Origin of the sequence: Acidiferrobacter sp. SPIII_3 (genome assembly GCF_003184265.1) — a bacterium.
Classification (GTDB): domain Bacteria; phylum Pseudomonadota; class Gammaproteobacteria; order Acidiferrobacterales; family Acidiferrobacteraceae; genus Acidiferrobacter.
The window spans coordinates 3311047-3327788 of the sequence record NZ_CP027663.1 but is presented as its reverse complement, the minus strand read 5'-3'; the positions used below and the strand labels follow the sequence as shown (position 1 = coordinate 3327788).

At 67.1% G+C, this 16742-nt stretch carries 13 protein-coding genes; 7 read left to right on the top strand and 6 right to left on the bottom strand.

From position 1 onward, the window contains the following. The first annotated feature begins 12 nt into the window (after positions 1-12). The 6 genes from C4901_RS16865 to C4901_RS16840 all read left to right on the top strand — a co-directional run bounded on the left by C4901_RS16865 (position 13) and on the right by C4901_RS16840 (position 7234). Entirely contained in the window at positions 13-1305 is a 1293-nt protein-coding gene (locus tag C4901_RS16865; RefSeq protein ID WP_110138390.1) for an acetyl-CoA C-acetyltransferase, read from the top strand. Then, a complete protein-coding gene (locus tag C4901_RS16860) occupies positions 1302-3320 on the top strand; it encodes a 3-hydroxyacyl-CoA dehydrogenase NAD-binding domain-containing protein (RefSeq protein ID WP_110138389.1) in 2019 nt (672 codons plus the stop codon). Before C4901_RS16865 ends, C4901_RS16860 begins: the two co-directional genes overlap by 4 nt. Further along, a complete protein-coding gene (locus C4901_RS16855) occupies positions 3317-5017 on the top strand; it encodes a long-chain fatty acid--CoA ligase (protein ID WP_110138388.1) in 1701 nt (566 codons plus the stop codon). Before C4901_RS16860 ends, C4901_RS16855 begins: the two co-directional genes overlap by 4 nt. Positions 5018-5110: 93 nt before the next feature. Further along, positions 5111-5551: a hypothetical protein gene (locus C4901_RS16850; RefSeq protein WP_110138387.1), complete on the top strand. Its 441-nt coding sequence runs from the start codon at positions 5111-5113 to the stop codon at positions 5549-5551. 150 nt (positions 5552-5701) lie between these two features. Further along, positions 5702-6364, top strand: coding sequence for a flavin reductase family protein (locus C4901_RS16845; protein WP_110138705.1), 663 nt, complete (start codon positions 5702-5704; stop codon positions 6362-6364). A 33-nt stretch (positions 6365-6397) separates the two neighbouring features. After that, on the top strand, positions 6398-7234 hold the full coding sequence (locus C4901_RS16840; protein WP_110138386.1) for a methylated-DNA--[protein]-cysteine S-methyltransferase: 837 nt from the start codon (positions 6398-6400) through the stop codon (positions 7232-7234). Positions 7235-7273: 39 nt separating this feature from the next. Here the strand turns inward: C4901_RS16840 and prmB are convergent, their stop codons facing one another. From prmB to rpmE, 3 genes are all read right to left on the bottom strand, one after another. Further along, positions 7274-8167, bottom strand: a complete 894-nt coding sequence (gene prmB / locus C4901_RS16835; RefSeq protein WP_110138385.1) for a 50S ribosomal protein L3 N(5)-glutamine methyltransferase — start codon at positions 8165-8167, stop codon at positions 7274-7276. A 109-nt stretch (positions 8168-8276) separates the two neighbouring features. Then, the gene (locus tag C4901_RS16830; protein WP_110138384.1) at positions 8277-9539 is read right to left on the bottom strand and encodes a malic enzyme-like NAD(P)-binding protein; all 1263 of its coding nucleotides are present in this window, start codon (positions 9537-9539) and stop codon (positions 8277-8279) included. 13 nt (positions 9540-9552) lie between these two features. After that, positions 9553-9762 (bottom strand): 50S ribosomal protein L31, encoded by a 210-nt coding sequence (gene rpmE / locus C4901_RS16825; protein WP_110138704.1) that lies wholly within the window; start codon positions 9760-9762, stop codon positions 9553-9555. A gap of 323 nt (positions 9763-10085) precedes the next feature. On the opposite strand from rpmE, the gene C4901_RS16820 reads away from it, so the two are divergent. Beyond that, positions 10086-11918, top strand: coding sequence for a glycoside hydrolase family 15 protein (locus tag C4901_RS16820; RefSeq protein WP_110138383.1), 1833 nt, complete (start codon positions 10086-10088; stop codon positions 11916-11918). Here C4901_RS16820 and C4901_RS16815 read toward each other — a convergent pair whose 3' ends face one another. The 3 genes from C4901_RS16815 to C4901_RS16805 all read right to left on the bottom strand — a co-directional run bounded on the left by C4901_RS16815 (position 11919) and on the right by C4901_RS16805 (position 16717). Beyond that, positions 11919-13262: a four-carbon acid sugar kinase family protein gene (locus C4901_RS16815; protein WP_110138382.1), complete on the bottom strand. Its 1344-nt coding sequence runs from the start codon at positions 13260-13262 to the stop codon at positions 11919-11921. Further along, on the bottom strand, positions 13255-15477 hold the full coding sequence (locus C4901_RS16810; RefSeq protein ID WP_110138381.1) for a phosphoketolase: 2223 nt from the start codon (positions 15475-15477) through the stop codon (positions 13255-13257). The genes C4901_RS16815 and C4901_RS16810 overlap by 8 nt, the downstream gene beginning before the upstream one ends. A gap of 157 nt (positions 15478-15634) precedes the next feature. Continuing rightward, the gene (locus C4901_RS16805) at positions 15635-16717 is read right to left on the bottom strand and encodes a substrate-binding domain-containing protein (protein WP_168185794.1); all 1083 of its coding nucleotides are present in this window, start codon (positions 16715-16717) and stop codon (positions 15635-15637) included. Positions 16718-16742 lie beyond the last annotated feature (25 nt).

Sequence of the window (16742 nt, the reverse complement as noted above, 5' to 3'; positions counted from 1 at the left end):
CAAGGAGGCGAGATGAGTGGCAGGGTATTTATCATTGACGGCGCGCGCACGCCATTCCTGAAGGCCCGTGACGAGCCCGGGCCCTTCAGTGCCGCCGATCTCGCGGTCATGGCCGGCCGCGCGCTCCTGGCGCGCCAACCGTTCGCCGCCGAGGATCTGGACGAGGTCATATTGGGTTGCGTCATCGCCGCCCCCGACGAGGCCAATATCGCGCGCATCGTCGGCCTACGTCTCGGGACCGGTTTTGCGGTCCCGGCGCACACCGTGCAGCGCAACTGCGCCTCGGGTCTGCAGGCGCTGGCCAGCGCCTACGATCGCATCAGTGCCGGGCGCGCCCATCTGGTGCTGGCCGGGGGCACGGAGGCCATGAGCCGCGCGCCCATTCAGTGGAACATGGCCATGAGCCGATGGCTGGCGCGTCTGTATCGCGCCAAGGGCCCCGGGCAACGGCTGCGGTCTTTGGCCGGCCTTCGGCCCGGCCACCTGAAGCCGGTCTTCTCGCTTTTACGCGGGCTGCGGGACCCTGTGGTCGGCCTGTCCATGGGGCAGACCGCCGAGATCGTGGCTCACCGCTTCGGAATAGGGCGACTGGCCCAGGACAGCTATGCCCTGCAAAGCCACCAGCGAGCGGCGCGCGCCCAGGCCGATGGGCTCTTCAAAGATGAGATCGAACCCATCTACGGATCGCAGGCCGACTACTATGGTCAGGACAACGGGGTGCGCACCGACACGGATCTCGAGAAGCTCGCGCGCCTGCGCCCGGTATTCGACCGGCCATTCGGCGATGTGACCTCGGGCAACAGCTCACAGATCACAGACGGGGCGGCGCTCGTGGTGCTGGCGAGCACCGCCGCCGTCAAACGCTGGCGCCTGCCGGTATTGGGCGAGATCGTCGATCATGCCTGGGCGGGGGTCGATCCGGCGCAGATGGGTCTTGGGCCGGTGCATGCGACCGCCCGGCTGCTCGCCGCCAACAGGCTTGCCATCGGTGATCTGCATCATGTCGAGCTAAACGAGGCCTTCAGCGCCCAGGTCCTGGCCTGCCAGGCGGCGTGGGCGAGTCCCACCTACGCCCGGGACGAGCTCGGCCTGGAGGCCGCCCCCGGGGCCATCGATGGCGCGCGCCTGAACCCTCATGGGGGCGCGGTGGCGATCGGGCACCCGGTGGGCGCCACCGGGGCGCGGCTGATCTTGCATCTGGCGCGCTCCTTGAAGGATGCGCCGGGGGCGTTGGGGCTCGCCACGCTCTGCATAGGCGGGGGGCAGGGCGGGGCCATGCTCATACGGGGAGGGGACACGTCATGACCAGCAGCTGGACGCTGTCGGAGGCCGACGACATCGCCGATCTCGTCCTGGATGTCCCGGACAAGCGGCATAATGTCTTGTCGCGGGAGGTCCTGGGCGAGCTCGATCAGCTGCTTGCGATCCTGGAGACCCGCCCCTTGCGCGGGCTTGTGATCCGCTCGGGCAAGCCCCAGGGCTTCGCCGCCGGCGCCGATGTCCATGAGTTCCGGCGCATCCTCGATGCCGCGCGCGCCGCCGAACTCACGCGCGCCGGACAGATGGTCCTCGCGCGCCTCGCCGGCCTCCCGTACCCGTCGGTCGCGGTCATCCACGGTCCGTGCCTGGGCGGCGGGCTCGAGCTCGCGCTTGCCTGCAGCTATCGGGTGGCATGCGACGATGAACGCACCAGTCTCGCCCTGCCCGAGGTCAAGCTCGGCATCCATCCCGGCTTTGGCGGCACGATCCGGCTGCCGGCCCTGGTCGGACCGCTCCCGGCCTTGTCCCTGATGCTCGGTGGGCGTGGTCTGCCGGCGCGCAAGGCGCACAAGCTCGGGCTGGTGGACACATGCGCGCCCCAGCGTCACCTCGACGCCGCGGCGCGCGCGCTGCTTCACGATGTGCCGCCCAAGGGGCGCCCGCCCTGGTATCGGGGGTTCCTGGCGGCCCCGTTCCTGCGCCCTTATGTCGGCGCGTTTCTGCAGCGCCGCCTGAAGGCCAAGGTCGAATGCCGCCACTATCCCGCCCCGTGCCGCATCGTGTCGTTATGGACCCGCCAGGCGTCGTTCGAGGCCGAGGCCCTGTCGTGCGCGGAACTGCTCGTGACCCCCGTGAGCCGGCACCTCGTGCACTTGTTCGAGCTCTCCGAGGAGTTGAAGCGGCGCGCGCGCACGCAGGCCCATGGCATTCGGCGCATCCACGTAGTCGGGGCCGGGGTGATGGGTGCCGACATCGCGGCGTGGGCGGCACTCAAGGGTTTCCATGTCAGCCTCCAGGACCGCGCGCCGGAGGTGTTGGCGCGCGCGATCAAGAGGGCCCATGGGCTGTTCGCCGAGCGCCTGAAGGGTCGCGCCGCGGAGGCAGCGCGCGACCGCCTGATGCCGGACATGCGCGGCGGGGCGCTCCCGGGGGCCGATCTCGTCATCGAGGCGATCATCGAAAACCGCGAGGCCAAGCGTGCCCTGTTGGCGCAGGTCGAGGCGCAGGTGCCGGAGCGCACCATCATAGCCACCAACACATCCAGTATCCCGCTCGACGATCTCGCCGTGGGGCTTTCGGTCCCCGGGCGCCTGGTGGGGCTGCACTTCTTCAATCCCGTGACCAAGATGCCGCTGATCGAGGTCATAGGCGGGGCGGTCAGCGATGCCCGGGCGCTCGCCGCCATGCGCAGTTTCGCGGTGGCCCTCGATCGCCTGCCGGTGGATGTCAAGAGCTCGCCGGGCTTTCTCGTCAACCGCGCGCTGATGCCCTATCTGTTGGAGGCCGTAACCCTCGCCGAAGAAGGTGTGGCGCCAGCCGACATCGATGCGGCCGCCGTCGATTTTGGCATGCCCATGGGCCCGATCGCGCTCGCTGATACGGTCGGGCTCGATATCTGTCTTGCGGTGGCGCAGACCTTGAGCGCGCCCCTGGATCTCGCCGTGCCCGAGCTGTTGATGCGCAAGGTCGAGGCCGGGTCGCTTGGCAAGAAGTCCGGTCAGGGCTTTTACCGTTACCCGCGACCGCGCAGCTTTTCCCCGGCGCGGCCGCCCCCCGATCCGGTCATCGCCGAACGGCTCATCATGCGCCTTGTCAACGAGGCGGCGCGCTGCCTGCGCCTTGGCATCGTCACCGATCCCGATATGGTCGATATCGGGCTTGTCTACGGAACCGGGTTCGCACCGTTCCGCGGCGGCCCGCTCGGCTACGCCGAGGCCCTGGGAACGGGCGAGGTGACGAGCCGCCTGACGGAACTCGCCGAGCGTTATGGACCGCGCTTTACACCCGACCCGGCGTGGTTGCAGGCCGGCATGCTCGCGCGCCGCCCCCTGGATCCATGAGCGTCGCGAACGGGCGAGGTCCGGCAACGCTCGCCGACCTGTTAACCAACCGCATCGCCGCCACCGGGGACGAGCCCGCCTATCGCGGCTACGATGGCGCCCGCTGGCGCACGTGGAATTGGCACGCCGCCGGCCGCGAGGTGGCGCGGGCGCGGGCGGCGTTCGCGGCCAGCGGACTGCGTCGCGGGGATCGGGTGGGGATCTGTGCCTACAATGCCCCCGAGTGGGTGTTCTGCGATCTCGCGGCACTCTCCCTGGGTCTTGTGGTGGTCCCCCTGTTTTTCAACGATCGCCCGGAAAACATCGCCTACTGCCTGAAGGATGCCGGGGTACGCTGGTTGTTCGTGGACCGCCCGCCGGCCGCCGAGATCCAAGACTGCGGGCTCCAGGGCATCGTGAGCTTCAAGGAGACGCGTGGCGTGGTCTCGTTTCGCGACTGGCTGGCGGCCGCCGACGGCCGGCGGGTGGCCCCGGCCGATCACGGTGCGGACGATCTGGCGACCATCGTCTATACCTCCGGGACCACTGGGCGACCCAAAGGGGTGATGCTGACCCACCGCAATATCCTCGCCAATGTCGGGGCGTTGCTCGCGGCCATCCCCGAGGTGGCCGTGGAGGCACACCGCTTCCTGTCGTTTCTGCCGCTGTCGCATATGCTCGAGCGCACGGTCGGGGAATATGTGGCGATCGCCATGGGCGCCGAGACGGTGTTCTCGCGCGGCATCACGGAGCTGGGTGAGGACCTGATGATCGCGCGTCCCACGATCCTCGTGAGCGTGCCCAAGATCTTCGAGCGCACCTACGGCAAGATGCAGGAGGAGCTCAAGGCCTCGCCGCGTCGCCAGCGCCTCGTGGCGCGCGCCTCGGCACTGGGGCTTGCGGCCTACGAGGGCCGTGCGCGCGGTCTCGAGCTGCTCCTGACGCGGCTCACCGATGCCCTGGTGGGGCGCGCCGTGCGCCGCCGTATGGGCGGCAAGCTTCGCTATGTGTTCCTGGGGGGCGCGCCGGCCGCACCACGCCTGCTCGGCTTTTTCACGGGTCTTGGTCTGCGGTTCGTGCAGGGCTACGGCCTCACCGAGACCGCCCCCGTGATCAGTTGCAACCGGCTCCCCGATCGGGATCTGGCCTCCGTGGGCCGGCCGCTCGCCAATGTCACCGTGCGCTTCGTAAACGACGAGATCTGCGTCAAGGGCCCGAGCGTGATGTCCGGGTATTGGAATCTTCCGGAGGCGACCGCCCAGGCGGTGGACGCCGAGGGCTATTTCCATACCGGGGACCTGGGGCGGCTCGCGGGCGGGCTTTTGTATCTGACGGGGCGCGCCAAGGACATCATCGTCTTATCGAACGGCGAGAAGGTGGCACCGGCCGACGTCGAGCAGGCGATCCTGCAAGACCCCGCATTCGAGCACGCCCTGGTGGTGGGTGAGGGCCGCGGCGCGTTGGCCCTGCTGGCCGTGAGCGATACGGCCGACGAGCAGCAGCTCCGGGATCGCGCCAATGACCAGCTGCATGCCTTTCCCGGATATACCCGCATCCGCCATGTGTTGCGCGTAAGCGGCCCCTGGACCATCGAAAACGGCTTCCTTACGCCGACCCTGAAGGTCCGCCGCCAATGGATTGAAGAGCGCTATGCCGCGGCCATCGATGCCCTCTACACATCGCCGCGTGATGACGCCGAAGGCCGCCCGGCACGCTAGCAGGGGTGTGGTCCCAGGCGGCATCCTCCAGCGGACTTGACAGGGACGCGATGCGGGCCCCTAATCCCGTGTGTCTCCCCCTGGTGACGAGATATGGTGACAGCGAAACGCATGGTTTTTGGTGTCGGCGCCTTGGCGTGGGCCGCGGTATCGGCCGCCCAACCGCCACGCATAGCCCCTGGTGAATGGCGGATGACCGCGGACACGCCGGCCGGCCCGATGCATTACTCGACCTGCCTCAAGGGCGGACGTATAACTCCGCAAAAGATCCTGCGCAACGAAGGCAATCGCTGTCGCATGGCCGCGCCGGTCGCCATTCAGGGCACGGTGGTGACGGTGAGCGAGGTGTGCCGCATCGCTCAGGCAGGGGGGCAGGGGGGGATCCGCGTCCATGTATCGGCCCGGTTGCACCTCGGTCCTGGGGGCCGCAGCTTCTCGGGCCGCACGGACGCGATCATCACGACGCGGTTTGGCAATGTGACCGAACACCAACGCATTCAGGGCGTACGCACGGGGACCTGCGCGGGCGGCTGATGGCCCCCGGCGCCGTACGGGGCAAGGCCCGCGGTCACCGCCCATCCACGAGTTTGCGCAAGATCCGGGTCGCGGGCGGGCGCGACCCGCCTTATGCTCCGCCCCTTGGAGGTGGCCGCGTCGCGCGGCCGCGAACCCGGAGGCACGGATATGCATCGAACTATTCACCCTGCCATTTTGTATTTTGGGACGCCGGTCATTTTGATCAGTACGGTGAACGGCGACGGGACTTTCAATCTCGCGCCCATGTCCTCGGTATTCTGGTTGGGGTGGCGATGTCTGCTCGGCCTGGCCGCCTCATCCCAGACCACCGGAAACCTTATGCGTAGCGGCGAATGTGTCCTCAATCTCCCTTCGGTGAGCGAGGTCGACGCGATCGACCGCCTGGCGCTGACCACGGGCTCAAATCCGGTGCCCGAATTCAAGCGCGCCATGGGCTACCGCTATGAACCCGATAAGTTTGCCGCAGCCGGGCTCACGCCCGTGGCATCAGCGACGGTGGCCGCGCCCCGCGTGCGCGAATGTCCCGTGCATCTCGAGGCGAGCGTCGCCACCACGCACGCGATGGGCGAGGACGACCCTTCCCAAAAAGGACGCATCGTATGCCTGGAGGCTCGCATCCAACGCGTTCACGCGGATGAATCGATCCTGATGGCGGGCGAAGCGCACCGCATCGACCCCGATGCATGGCGCCCCGTGCTCATGAGCTTCCAACAGTTATATGGTCTTGGCGGGAGGCTTCGCCCCTCGCGTCTGGCGACCGTCCCCGAGCGCCTCTATCGGGCCCGTGATGCCAACCGGGGCAGACCATGAGTAAGCGGTGTTGGATTTTCCGGGGATGTCTCCATGACCGACTATGAGCGTATCGCCAGCGCCATCGCGTTCATCGTGCGCTACGGAGACCGGCAGCCGGCACTCGCCGAGATTGCCTCCCATGTCCATATGAGTCCGTTCCATTTTCAGAGGCTCTTTTGCCGATGGGCGGGTGTCACCCCCAAGCGCTTCCTGCAGGTCCTCACCGTGGAGCATGCCAAGCGTCTGATGACGGCATCCGAATCCCTGCTCACGCTGTCGTATTCCGTCGGCTTGAGCGGCGGATCACGCCTGTACGATCATTTCGTACGGATCGAGGCCGTTACCCCCGGGGAGCACAAGACGGGCGGCGAGGGCCTCGTGATCGAATATGGCACCCATGACACGCCCTTTGGGGATGCCTTCATGGCCGTCACGCCCAGAGGCATCTGCCGTCTCGCCTTCGTCGACGGTGCCGGTGCCGATGCGTGTCTTGCGGACCTGCGGATGCGCTGGCCGCGCGCCGAGATACGCGAGAATGCGACGACGACAGGGGCCGTCGTGCGCGCGGTATTCGGCAAGCCGCCCTCACGGGGCGGGGATGGCCCCCTGTCTTTGTACGTCTCGGGGACCAACTTTCAGGTGAGCGTGTGGCGCGCCCTGCTTTGCGTGGCGCCGGCTGCGGTGGCAAGTTATGCGCAGATTGCGACGGCCATCGGTTGCCCGGGCGGCGCGAGGGCCGTGGGGCAGGCAGCCGGCGCCAACCCCGTGGCGTTCCTCATCCCCTGCCATCGCGTCATCGCGCAAAGCGGCGCATTGGGCGGCTATCGGTGGGGTGAGACCCGCAAGCGGGCGATTCATGCCTGGGAGGCGGCGCAAGCGAGGCGCTAAAGTCGTGAACCCGGACCCGCTGCTTGCAACACCCGGGCATCAGTCGTCCACCCAGCCCTCGAGGTCCTCCCTGTGCCAGTAACCCACGCACTCGTCATTGGCGGAGGCCAGCCACAAAAACGGCTGGCCGGGAAAGCGCGCCTCGAGGGCCATGCGGCTCGCCCCGACCTCCAGGACCAGGCGCCCGTCTTCGGTGAGGTGTCTCGGGGCCGCGCGGAGCAACGGCAGGACCAGATCGAGGCCGTCGACGCCGCCCGCGAGCGCCAACGGCGGCTCGTTGCGGTATTCGCGGGGCAACGCCGCCATCTCCGCCTCGGACACATAGGGAGGGTTGCTCAGTATAAGGTCATAGCGCCGCCCTTTCAGGTTACGAAAAAGATCGGAGGCGATGATGTGGACACGATCGGCCATGCCGTGCAGGCGGACGTTGCGCGCCGCGACTTTGAGGGCATCCTCGGAGATGTCGACCGCGTCCACTTGTGCCCCCGGAAAGGCCCGCGCCGCCGCGATCGCGATCGCGCCGCTGCCCGTGCACAGGTCGAGTATGGAGCTGATGTCGGGATCGGCGAGCGGCGAGCCGCCCTGTTCGGGCAGGAACTCGCCGATCAAGGAGCGCGGTACGATGACGCGCCGATCGACGACGTAGCGGCGTCCCGCGAACCACGCCTCCCCGAGGAGGTAGGCGAGCGGCTGGCGGGTACGGATACGCGATGCCAGAAGCGCGCGGATGCGCGATGCGGCGGCACGCTTCGGGACCGTGCCAAGCCGTCCGGCAAGCGCGTCGGGGGCGATCCGCATGGCCCCGGCCACCAGCCAGGCGGCCTCGTCGCGGGCATCCTCGGTGCCGTGCCCGAATTCCACGCGCGCCGCCTTCAGCCGGCGTTCCACGAACAGGACATAGTCGCGGACGGTGCGTGGCGCGCCGTAAGTCATCGGACGGTCCCAGGCCCGGTATCCGCGCCTGCCAGGTCCCGTGGGGCGTCACCCCGCCGGCAAGGCTGCGGTCGCCAATCGATATTCAACGAATGAATCGTGTCGCGCCTCACGCCGATGGCGCAGGCCGCGGCGGATAGTGTGCGGGGTAGGGGGCCTGCGCCACGCCGGTATCGATGGCGGCGGCGGCCACGGCCGCCGGCACCCATTCGCGCAGGCGCGCATCGAGCGGTTTAGGGATGAAGTAATCCGGCCCGAATTCCAGGTGATCGAGGCCGTAGGCCCGCAGCACCTCGCGCGGGATCGGTTGCTTGGCGAGCGCGCTCAGGGCGTGCACCGCGCCAAGCTGCATGGCCTGATTGATCTGCCGGGCGCGTACGTCCAGCGCCCCACGGAATATGAACGGGAAGCCCAGGACGTTGTTGACCTGGTTTGGGTAATCGGAGCGGCCGGTGGCCATGACCAGATCGCCGCGCGCGGCATGAGCCACCTCGGGCAGGATCTCCGGGACGGGATTGGCGAGCGCGAATACGACGGGGCGCGGGGCCATGGCGCGTATCATCTGGGCGTCCACGAGGTCGGCGGCCGCGACACCGATGAACACATCGGCGTCATTCATGGCCTCGGCAAGCGTCCTGAGCGGGGTGGTGTGGGCGAACGGCTGTTTGTAGTTATTCAGATCGGTGCGTTCGCTATGGACCACGCCGCGACTGTCGACCAGGATCATGTTCTCCACCGCCGCCCCAAGGCTCATCAGCAGACGCAGGGAGGTCAGGCCGGCGGCCCCGGCGCCGAGACACACGATGCGCGCGGTCTTCAGGGATTTGCCCTGGAGTTCGAGGGCGTTGAGCAGGCCGGCGCATACGATCACCGCGGTGCCGTGCTGGTCATCGTGGAAGACCGGTATCGACAGGCGCTCGCTCAAGGCCTTTTCAATGGCAAAGCACGCGGGCGCGGCGATATCCTCGAGGTTGATGCCCCCGAAGGTCGGTTCGAGGGCGGCGACGACCTCGATGAACTGTTCGGCGGATGGTGCCTTGATCTCGAGATCGAAGACATCAATATCGGCAAACCGTTTGAACAGCACGGCCTTGCCCTCGAGGACCGGCTTGGACGCGAGCGGCCCGACGTTGCCAAGTCCCAGGACCGCGGTCCCGTCGCTGACCACCGCCACCAAATTGCCCTTGGCGGTATAGCGGTATGCGTCCTCCGGGCTCGCCGCGATCGCGCGCACCGGCTCGGCGACCCCCGGGGTATAGGCCAGCGCCAGATCGCCCTGCGTATCGCACGGCTTGGTGGGCTGGATGGCGATCTTCCCCGCGGGGCTCGCGGCGTGATACGCGAGCGCTGCTTCCCGTCCCTTCTCCGTCATGCCGGGATCGCGTCTATTTGCCGCGCAGACCGTACTTTTGACGGAATTTCTCGACGCGTCCCGTGCTGTCGACGATCTTTTGCTTCCCCGTGTAGAACGGATGGCAGACCGAGCAGACCTCGACGGCCAGGTCGTGACCGAGCGTGGAGCCGGTCTTGAACGTGTTCCCACAGGCACACGTTACCGTGATGGCATGGTATTCCGGGTGGATATCGGCTTTCATGATGCGCCTCGGCAAGGGCGTTATGCGGATGCAAAGACCGGGCACTATAAGGAAAATGAGGCGCGCGCGCAAGCCTGGGCGGTTACCGGATCGGCCCCATTTTCTGATGCCCGCCGCGGGGAGGCGGGCCCGGTCCCCCCAAGAGGTGGGCGCGACGCGATTCAAGACATGGCGCGCCCCGCGGTGCTGGCGTGCGGCCGGGGAAACCGTAAACGGCCGGGCGCGCGGTCTTCCCCCGGACGGATACCGGTGCCGGGTCGCCTGTTCGTATGATGGGGTCATCGGGACCCGTTGTGGCTTTTTGTCGACACAGGGAGTCTGCCGTGAGTGCCTTGATCGAAGACTACGCCTTGATCGGAAATACCCATACCGTGGCGCTCGTCGGGCGCAACGGATCCATCGATTGGCTATGCCTCCCGACCTTCAGTTCACCCGCGTGTTTCGCGGGCCTGCTCGGGGATGAGGGCAACGGCCGGTTCCTGCTGGCGCCGGCAGGTGGCCTAAGACGCGTGGAGCGCGCCTACCGCGAGGACAGCCTGATCCTGGAGACCCGCTTTGAGACCGACGACGGGGTGGTCGATCTCATCGATTTCATGCCATCACCGCGCCCCGATGGCGTCACCGACATCGTGCGCATCGTGCGCGGGCGCCGCGGAGTCGTGCCCATGCGTCTGGCGCTCACGTTGCGACTGGAATACGGCTCGGTGCTGCCGTGGGTCCAGGTCGAGGATCACAAGCTCCATGCCTTTGCCGGTCCCGACGCGTTCTTTCTGTATGCCCCCATCCCCTTGTCTCGCGAGCACGCCGAGGTGCGTGCCGAGTTTGCGGTGGCCGCCGGCGATGAAGCAGCCTTTGTGCTGACACGCGCCGCCTCCTACCGCCCGGAGCCGGTCGCCCGTGATGCCCAGGAGGCCCTGGCGCGTACCGAGGCCTTCTGGCGCCGCTGGGGTGCGCGCATGCCAAAGGACGGGCCCTACGCGCGCATGGTCCGTCGCTCGGCGATCACGCTCAAGGCCCTGACCTTCAGCCCCACCGGGGGCATCGTGGCGGCTGCCACTACATCCCTGCCCGAGAGTCTCGGCGGTCCACGCAACTGGGACTACCGTTTCTGCTGGCTGCGCGACGCGACCTTTACGCTCTACGCCCTGGGCCTGGCCGGTTTTCGTAAGGAGGCGCGCGCCTGGCGGGACTGGTTATGCCGGGCCGTGGGGGGCGAGCCCGGGCGCATCCAGATCATGTATGGTCTCGGCGGAGAGCGTGCGCTGGAGGAGCGCGAGGCGCCGTGGCTTGCGGGCTATGCCGACAGTCGTCCGGTGCGGTTTGGCAACGCCGCCTACAAGCAATGCCAGATCGATGTCTACGGTGAGGTGATGGATGCCCTGCACCTGAGCCGCGCGCAAGGTTTCCAGGACGACGTGAATAGCTGGGGGATACAGCAGGGCCTCATGGATTTCCTGGAGGGCGGTTGGGATGGTCCGGACTCCGGCCTATGGGAAGAGCGCGGCGGCCCGCGCCCCCACATCTTCTCCCAGGTGATGGCGTGGGTGGCGGCTGATCGCGCCGTCAAGGCCGTCGAGCGCTTCGGCCAAGAGGGGCCCGCGGATCGTTGGCGCGCGCTACGCGCCCGTATCCACGAACACGTCTGCCGCAAGGGTTATAACGAGAAAAAGCAGGCCTTCGTGCAAAGCTACGATACCGAGAAGCTGGACGCCTCATTGCTGCTGCTCCCGCTCGTGGGCTTCCTGTCCGCGCACGATGAGCGGGTCGTGAACACCGTGCGCGCCATAGAGCGTGAGCTGACCGTGGATGGGTTCGTCAAGCGCTACGAGGCGGACGGTCAGGACGGCCTTCATGCCCCCGAGGGCGCATTCCTGGCGTGCACCTTCTGGCTCGCGGACAACTATGCGCTCATGGGCCACAAGGCCAAGGCCGCGGCGGTCTTCGAGCGTATCGCGGGTGTCGCCAATGACGTCGGCCTCCTGGCCGAGGAGTACGACACCAAGAATCGCCGGCTGATCGGCAATTTTCCCCAGGCCTTCTCCCATGTCGGGCTCATCAACACCGCCCATAACCTGCTCATGACCGGTCCCGCGCAACACCGCGCCAAGGCCGCGGGCAACCCGTTTCGCGGAAACTGGGTGAGCGACGAACTCTGATCAGACCTGGCCCACCATGCGCCGGTAGACGGTCATCAAGGCCTGGGCGTCTCCGACATTGCCGGGAAAGATCACGACCGGCATGTCCGGATGGCGCGGATGCGCTTTCGGGCAGCACACCACCGAGCATCCCGGCAGGATCTGCCCCACGACCTCGCAGCTCGCCAGCGTAAGCCCCGTGCTCAGGACGTCGTTGGAAGTGATGCCGCCCTTGCTGATCAGAAATCCGGTGGTCTTGGGCAGGGCCTGGACAATACGCATCAAAAACGCCGAGACCGCGGCCCCGAAGCGCAGGCGCTGGCCGCTGTCGGCGAATTGGCGTTCCGAGCGGCTGGTGAAAAGGACCGCGGTCTTACCCGCGGCGTGCGCGGAGGCGATCCCGGCGAGGACGTGATCACGCAGGGCGGCGCCGTCGGCCTCCTGTGCCCGGTCGACATCGATCTCGATGGCCGCCACCGTCGGTTCGCGCAAAAGTATGGCGAGTTGTTCGGTGGTCTTGCGCACATGGGAGCCCACCAGCACGACCCCCACGGGGCCCTGGGCGTAGCCGGACATCGCCTCCGGCGGCACCGGCTGCGCGGGGAGATTCGCAAGTGACGTCAGAAGGCTTGCCGCGCTGCGAAACAGAAAGCGCCGTCCGCCATCGACCGCCTCGTAGAGGTCGCGAGCGAAGCAATCGAGGTCGCTTTGCTGTACGGCATCGACCACGCAACAGCTGTTGTTGGACAGTGTCCGCAAGCGTGCGCCGCAACCCGCGCGGACATCCGACAGCGAAAACAGCTGCACATCGGTCGCGGCGATCCGGCCCGCCGTCTTCTCCGCCACATATTCGCGCAGGTCGCTATTGCGGTAGCCGAAAACCGTGTCGCGCGCGAATTCGGTCTCGTGGACCGGGACCGGGACGCCATCGATGAGAAGATAGTGCCGGCCGGCCCGCGTCACCCGTCCGCCCTCGAAGAATGCCGGGATCAGAAAGTGCGCATCGAAGGGACCCAGCTCCTCGGCCATGACATCGGTCTCGACCGGGTAATGGCCGCGCAGGGTCGAGTCCGAGCGGCTGACAAAGATCGGCCGTATCGCCACACCCTCCCCTGACAGCTCGGCGAGCGCCGCGCGCAGATTCCGGCATACCGCGCGCACGGTCTCGGCGGCCTCCCCGGCGCCCATGCCGCGGGTGTTGGTGAGGATGAAGAAAAGCGGCCCCGGGGCGCATAGCGCGGCCTTCAGGGCCGCCGTATCCCAGCGCGTCAGCAGCAGACAGGAGTGTACGGTCTGCGATCCGGTCGGGTCGTCGTCCAGAACGATGACTTTGTGTCCTGCGCCGCGTGCGCTCACGCTACTCATCCATCGCCAGGACCCGGGCGACGATGGTGTCGGCATCGAGGCCGTTCAGGTTCAGGAGCTCGCCGGGGCTTGCGGTGGTGTCGCCACGCCTCCACGCCAGGGTCGCGCGCAACGGGGCCTTGGCCCGCACCAATACCGGCTCCAGCGGCCCCGAGGGCCCGCCGCTTATGGCCACGAGCCGGTCGCCGTCGAACAGGCGCGCGAACTCCTGGTCGCCCATGAACGACAGATCGGGCTCGGCCACGGTCTCGGCGGCAACATCGCGGGCCTGGTAGAGTTGTCGGGGATTCACGAGCGTCACGATGCGCACACCGAAACCCTCGGCCTCCAGGCGTTCCCTGGCGGCAAACACCGACAGCAGCACCAGGTCGCCGGCCACCGCCAGCACCACCCGGCCGCGCCGGCCATCGGCGCCCTCGTAAAGGATCGCCGCGCCCTCGCGCACCGCCCGGCGTGCGGCCTCCATCGTCATATGGATCGGCAACGGGCTCTTCGAAGCGATGATCACCATGCCCTTGTTCCAGCTCGTCGCCGCGTATTCATACGCGGCCTGCGCGGCATTGGCGTCCGGCGGAAACAACAGATAGACGTTGCCGTTGCGCATCTGCGCGGCGATGTAGTTCTCGATCTCCGGACGTTGATGGGTCCAACCGTTGCGTCCCTGTTCGAGGGCCCCGGCGGTGAACAGGCCGACGACCGACGGGGTGCGCCGGCGCAGTTCGGCCATCGCCTGGGTCACGGTCTGAAAGATCGGCCAGCCGTTTATGGCAAAGGATTCGTATGACAGCCACAGGCTGCGGCCCCCAAAGAGCGCGAGCCCGGCCGCGAGTCCGGCGCATGCGTCCTCGCTCAAGGGCTCGTAGACCTGCCCGCCGGGCTCCTGGTTGTAGAGAGGGTCGGTGGTCGGGTGGCGGATCTTCAGGGCATCGTTGATGTTCCTGAGTCCGGAGGCCTCGTTGCCGTCGGCGTTGGTCACGACGAACCGGCGGTCCTTGCCGCCGAGCCACGCCACCAGGGCGCCGACCGCGGTGGACGGTACGGCCTTCTCGGTTGCGGCGTATTCATGGAGCGGGAAGGCCCCGAGGTCGGCAAGCTCCAGGACCCTCTCGGTCACCATGGTCTGGGCCGCGGGCCCGCCGCCGGCGCGCGCGAAGTTCTCGCGCACCAACGCCCAGGCCGCGGGGCTGAGGGCGCGCGCGGCCAGTGCCGCCTCGATCTGCGGCTTGTCGAGTGTGTCGCCCGGATAGAGGTTATGGGACTTCGCCCCGTGCGCATGGACGCCCGCGCCCTTTAGCTGCTTCACAATGAACGCCGTCAACGTGCCGCCAAGTGCGCTGCGCGCGGCCTCGTCGGCGGCCTCGAGCATGGCCTGGGCGAACACCAGGCGGCGCGCGAACGAGAAGCGCGTCGAATCCACGTAATCCCCGGTCTGGCCAGCGTCATCGAAGTCCTTCGCATCCACGAGGACCACGCGCTCGAAGCCGTGGGCCTCGAAATAGCGGCGCATGCCCTCATTGGACAGGCGCGACACCATGGAGTGGTGCTCCTGGCTAAAGCCGTTCCACACGAGCGTCGGCAGGAAATTCGTGGTGCCCGGATAGCTTGTATGGAAGTGCTTGATGGCGCTCAACACATAGGGCTCGCCGAGCCCTCCGTCGCCTATGGTCAGCGGGAACAGGACGCCTGGGTGCAGCAGGGCCCCGGCCATGGCGAAGTGCTGGCCCTGACCCAGGGGTCCGGCCGGCGCCAGTATCCCGGGGATCGCCCCGGACAAGTGTCCGAGCAGGCCGTGCTGTTCCCTAAAACGCGCCATGAGGTCGGTCATGGTATGGATGCCGAGCCCCTCCAGGGACCCGTCCAGGAACATGGCGCTGTAGAAGCCGGGGGCATGATGGCCGACCTCGGTCACGATGTGCGTATGGCCGAGCATGACCAAGGCCGCGTAGGCCTCGGCGCTCGAGGCAAACCCCCCGGGGTGGCCGGAGGCCTTGGAGGCGCACATCTGAAGGGTCACATAGCGCAGCGCGTCGGCCATCAGCAGGGTCTGGTAGGCGGCGTCCGGGGAGCGCGCATCGCTTATCGCCCGGGCCTTGTCGGCAATCACCGGATGTGAGGCATGCGTGACAAAATCGGGCCACGGCGCGCCGAAGGAATGCATGCCGGCGCAGAAATCCGGGGCACCGCCGTTGGGCGAGGAAGCGCTCTTTGTGGTCATGGGCAGTCTCGAGCCGTGAAGGGAACCTGCTACTTTAAGGAGAGACGAGGCGCGAGGCAAGGCGGGCACACCCGCAAAAAAAGCGCGCACGCCGCTTTTCTCGCAACGTGCGCGCCTCGGGTGGGACGGCGTGGCCGTCCCACCCCATCAGTTCCTCTTACGGGCGACGCAGACCGTCGTGCTCGAGGATGCGTGTGAAGGCCGGCGACTCCAGGGTCTTTATGAAGTCGTGCCGAGCCCTGCGCTGGCGGGCGGTGAAGTGCCCCTTCACCCTTATGAGATAGGTGGTGTCGATCTGATTACCCGGCAGCGGGCGCGGATGCGAGACCGTGCCGCCCAGCGGGACGATGGTAAAGAGGTGCGGGAACACCGCCTTCGTGTATTTGCCGAGTTGGTACATGATCACCGCCACGTTGGCCTTGCCATAGGCCACCGACCACGGCTCGTCGCGATGGTGTATGCGCGCCCCGATCAGCCACTTGTCCTTGATGTGGCTGTTGAAGATGGCGTTGAACAGGCGATTGGCCGTCCAGCCCTTCGGCGGGTGTGGGTCATGCTTGGCGATCTCGTAGATCGTGCCGGCATAGTTCAGGAATGCGCCCGGCTCGTTATAAGGATTGGGTGTAATGAGATGCACGTTCGGACGCGCCAGGTCCCAAACGCTATGAATGTGCAGGGGGTTGCCGTACTTGACGAGCAGGACGTTGCCGCGGCTCTTCATGAGCGCGATCGGCTTGCCTTCCGTGAAGCCGTGGGTCTCGAGCTTGCGGATGAGGCGTGGCGCCGCGATCGCGACCTCCGGGCGGCAATGCAGATAGAAGTTGCCGAAGTTCAGGTCGTCATGATGCATGAGCTGGGGGAACGCGATCGGCGGGCTGGTGGTGTAGTACCAACTGCGGATGGTCTTCCCGTAGCGCGGCAGGAGAACCGTGCGCCAGAGCGTGTTGAGGGCCATGTGGTAATTCCCCTCGGTGGACACGACGAGATCGACCTTGCGGCACGCGCCCCGCTCGATGCTCCCATGCAGATCGAAGAGGAGATCGGCATCCGGATCCGTCAGATCGGCAGCCGCCGGCTTGGCATTGGGCGGCCACATGAGCATCTTCGGGGTGTTGACCACGGGGTGTCCATGGATCGCGGGTGCCCCGGGGATTTGCGGTATGCCTTTCGCGTACGCACAGGCCGTGGTGGCGACCAACACTGCTCCTCCCAGGAGCGACATCCATTTTTTATTTGTCATTTTCATCCTTTCCGTGAAGATTTCC

Excerpts from the sequence above, each read along its gene's own strand:
- C4901_RS16865 (WP_110138390.1), top strand. The coding sequence starts at position 13 with ATGAGTGGCAGGGTATTTATCATTGACGGCGCGCGCACGCCATTCCTG.
- C4901_RS16860 (WP_110138389.1), top strand. The coding sequence starts at position 1,302 with ATGACCAGCAGCTGGACGCTGTCGGAGGCCGACGACATCGCCGATCTC.
- C4901_RS16855 (WP_110138388.1), top strand. The coding sequence starts at position 3,317 with ATGAGCGTCGCGAACGGGCGAGGTCCGGCAACGCTCGCCGACCTGTTA.
- C4901_RS16850 (WP_110138387.1), top strand. The coding sequence starts at position 5,111 with ATGGTGACAGCGAAACGCATGGTTTTTGGTGTCGGCGCCTTGGCGTGG.
- C4901_RS16845 (WP_110138705.1), top strand. The coding sequence starts at position 5,702 with ATGCATCGAACTATTCACCCTGCCATTTTGTATTTTGGGACGCCGGTC.
- C4901_RS16840 (WP_110138386.1), top strand. The coding sequence starts at position 6,398 with ATGACCGACTATGAGCGTATCGCCAGCGCCATCGCGTTCATCGTGCGC.
- prmB (WP_110138385.1), bottom strand. The coding sequence starts at position 8,167 with ATGACTTACGGCGCGCCACGCACCGTCCGCGACTATGTCCTGTTCGTG.
- C4901_RS16830 (WP_110138384.1), bottom strand. The coding sequence starts at position 9,539 with ATGACGGAGAAGGGACGGGAAGCAGCGCTCGCGTATCACGCCGCGAGC.
- rpmE (WP_110138704.1), bottom strand. The coding sequence starts at position 9,762 with ATGAAAGCCGATATCCACCCGGAATACCATGCCATCACGGTAACGTGT.
- C4901_RS16815 (WP_110138382.1), bottom strand. The coding sequence starts at position 13,262 with ATGAGTAGCGTGAGCGCACGCGGCGCAGGACACAAAGTCATCGTTCTG.
- C4901_RS16810 (WP_110138381.1), bottom strand. The coding sequence starts at position 15,477 with ATGACCACAAAGAGCGCTTCCTCGCCCAACGGCGGTGCCCCGGATTTC.
- C4901_RS16805 (WP_168185794.1), bottom strand. The coding sequence starts at position 16,717 with ATGACAAATAAAAAATGGATGTCGCTCCTGGGAGGAGCAGTGTTGGTC.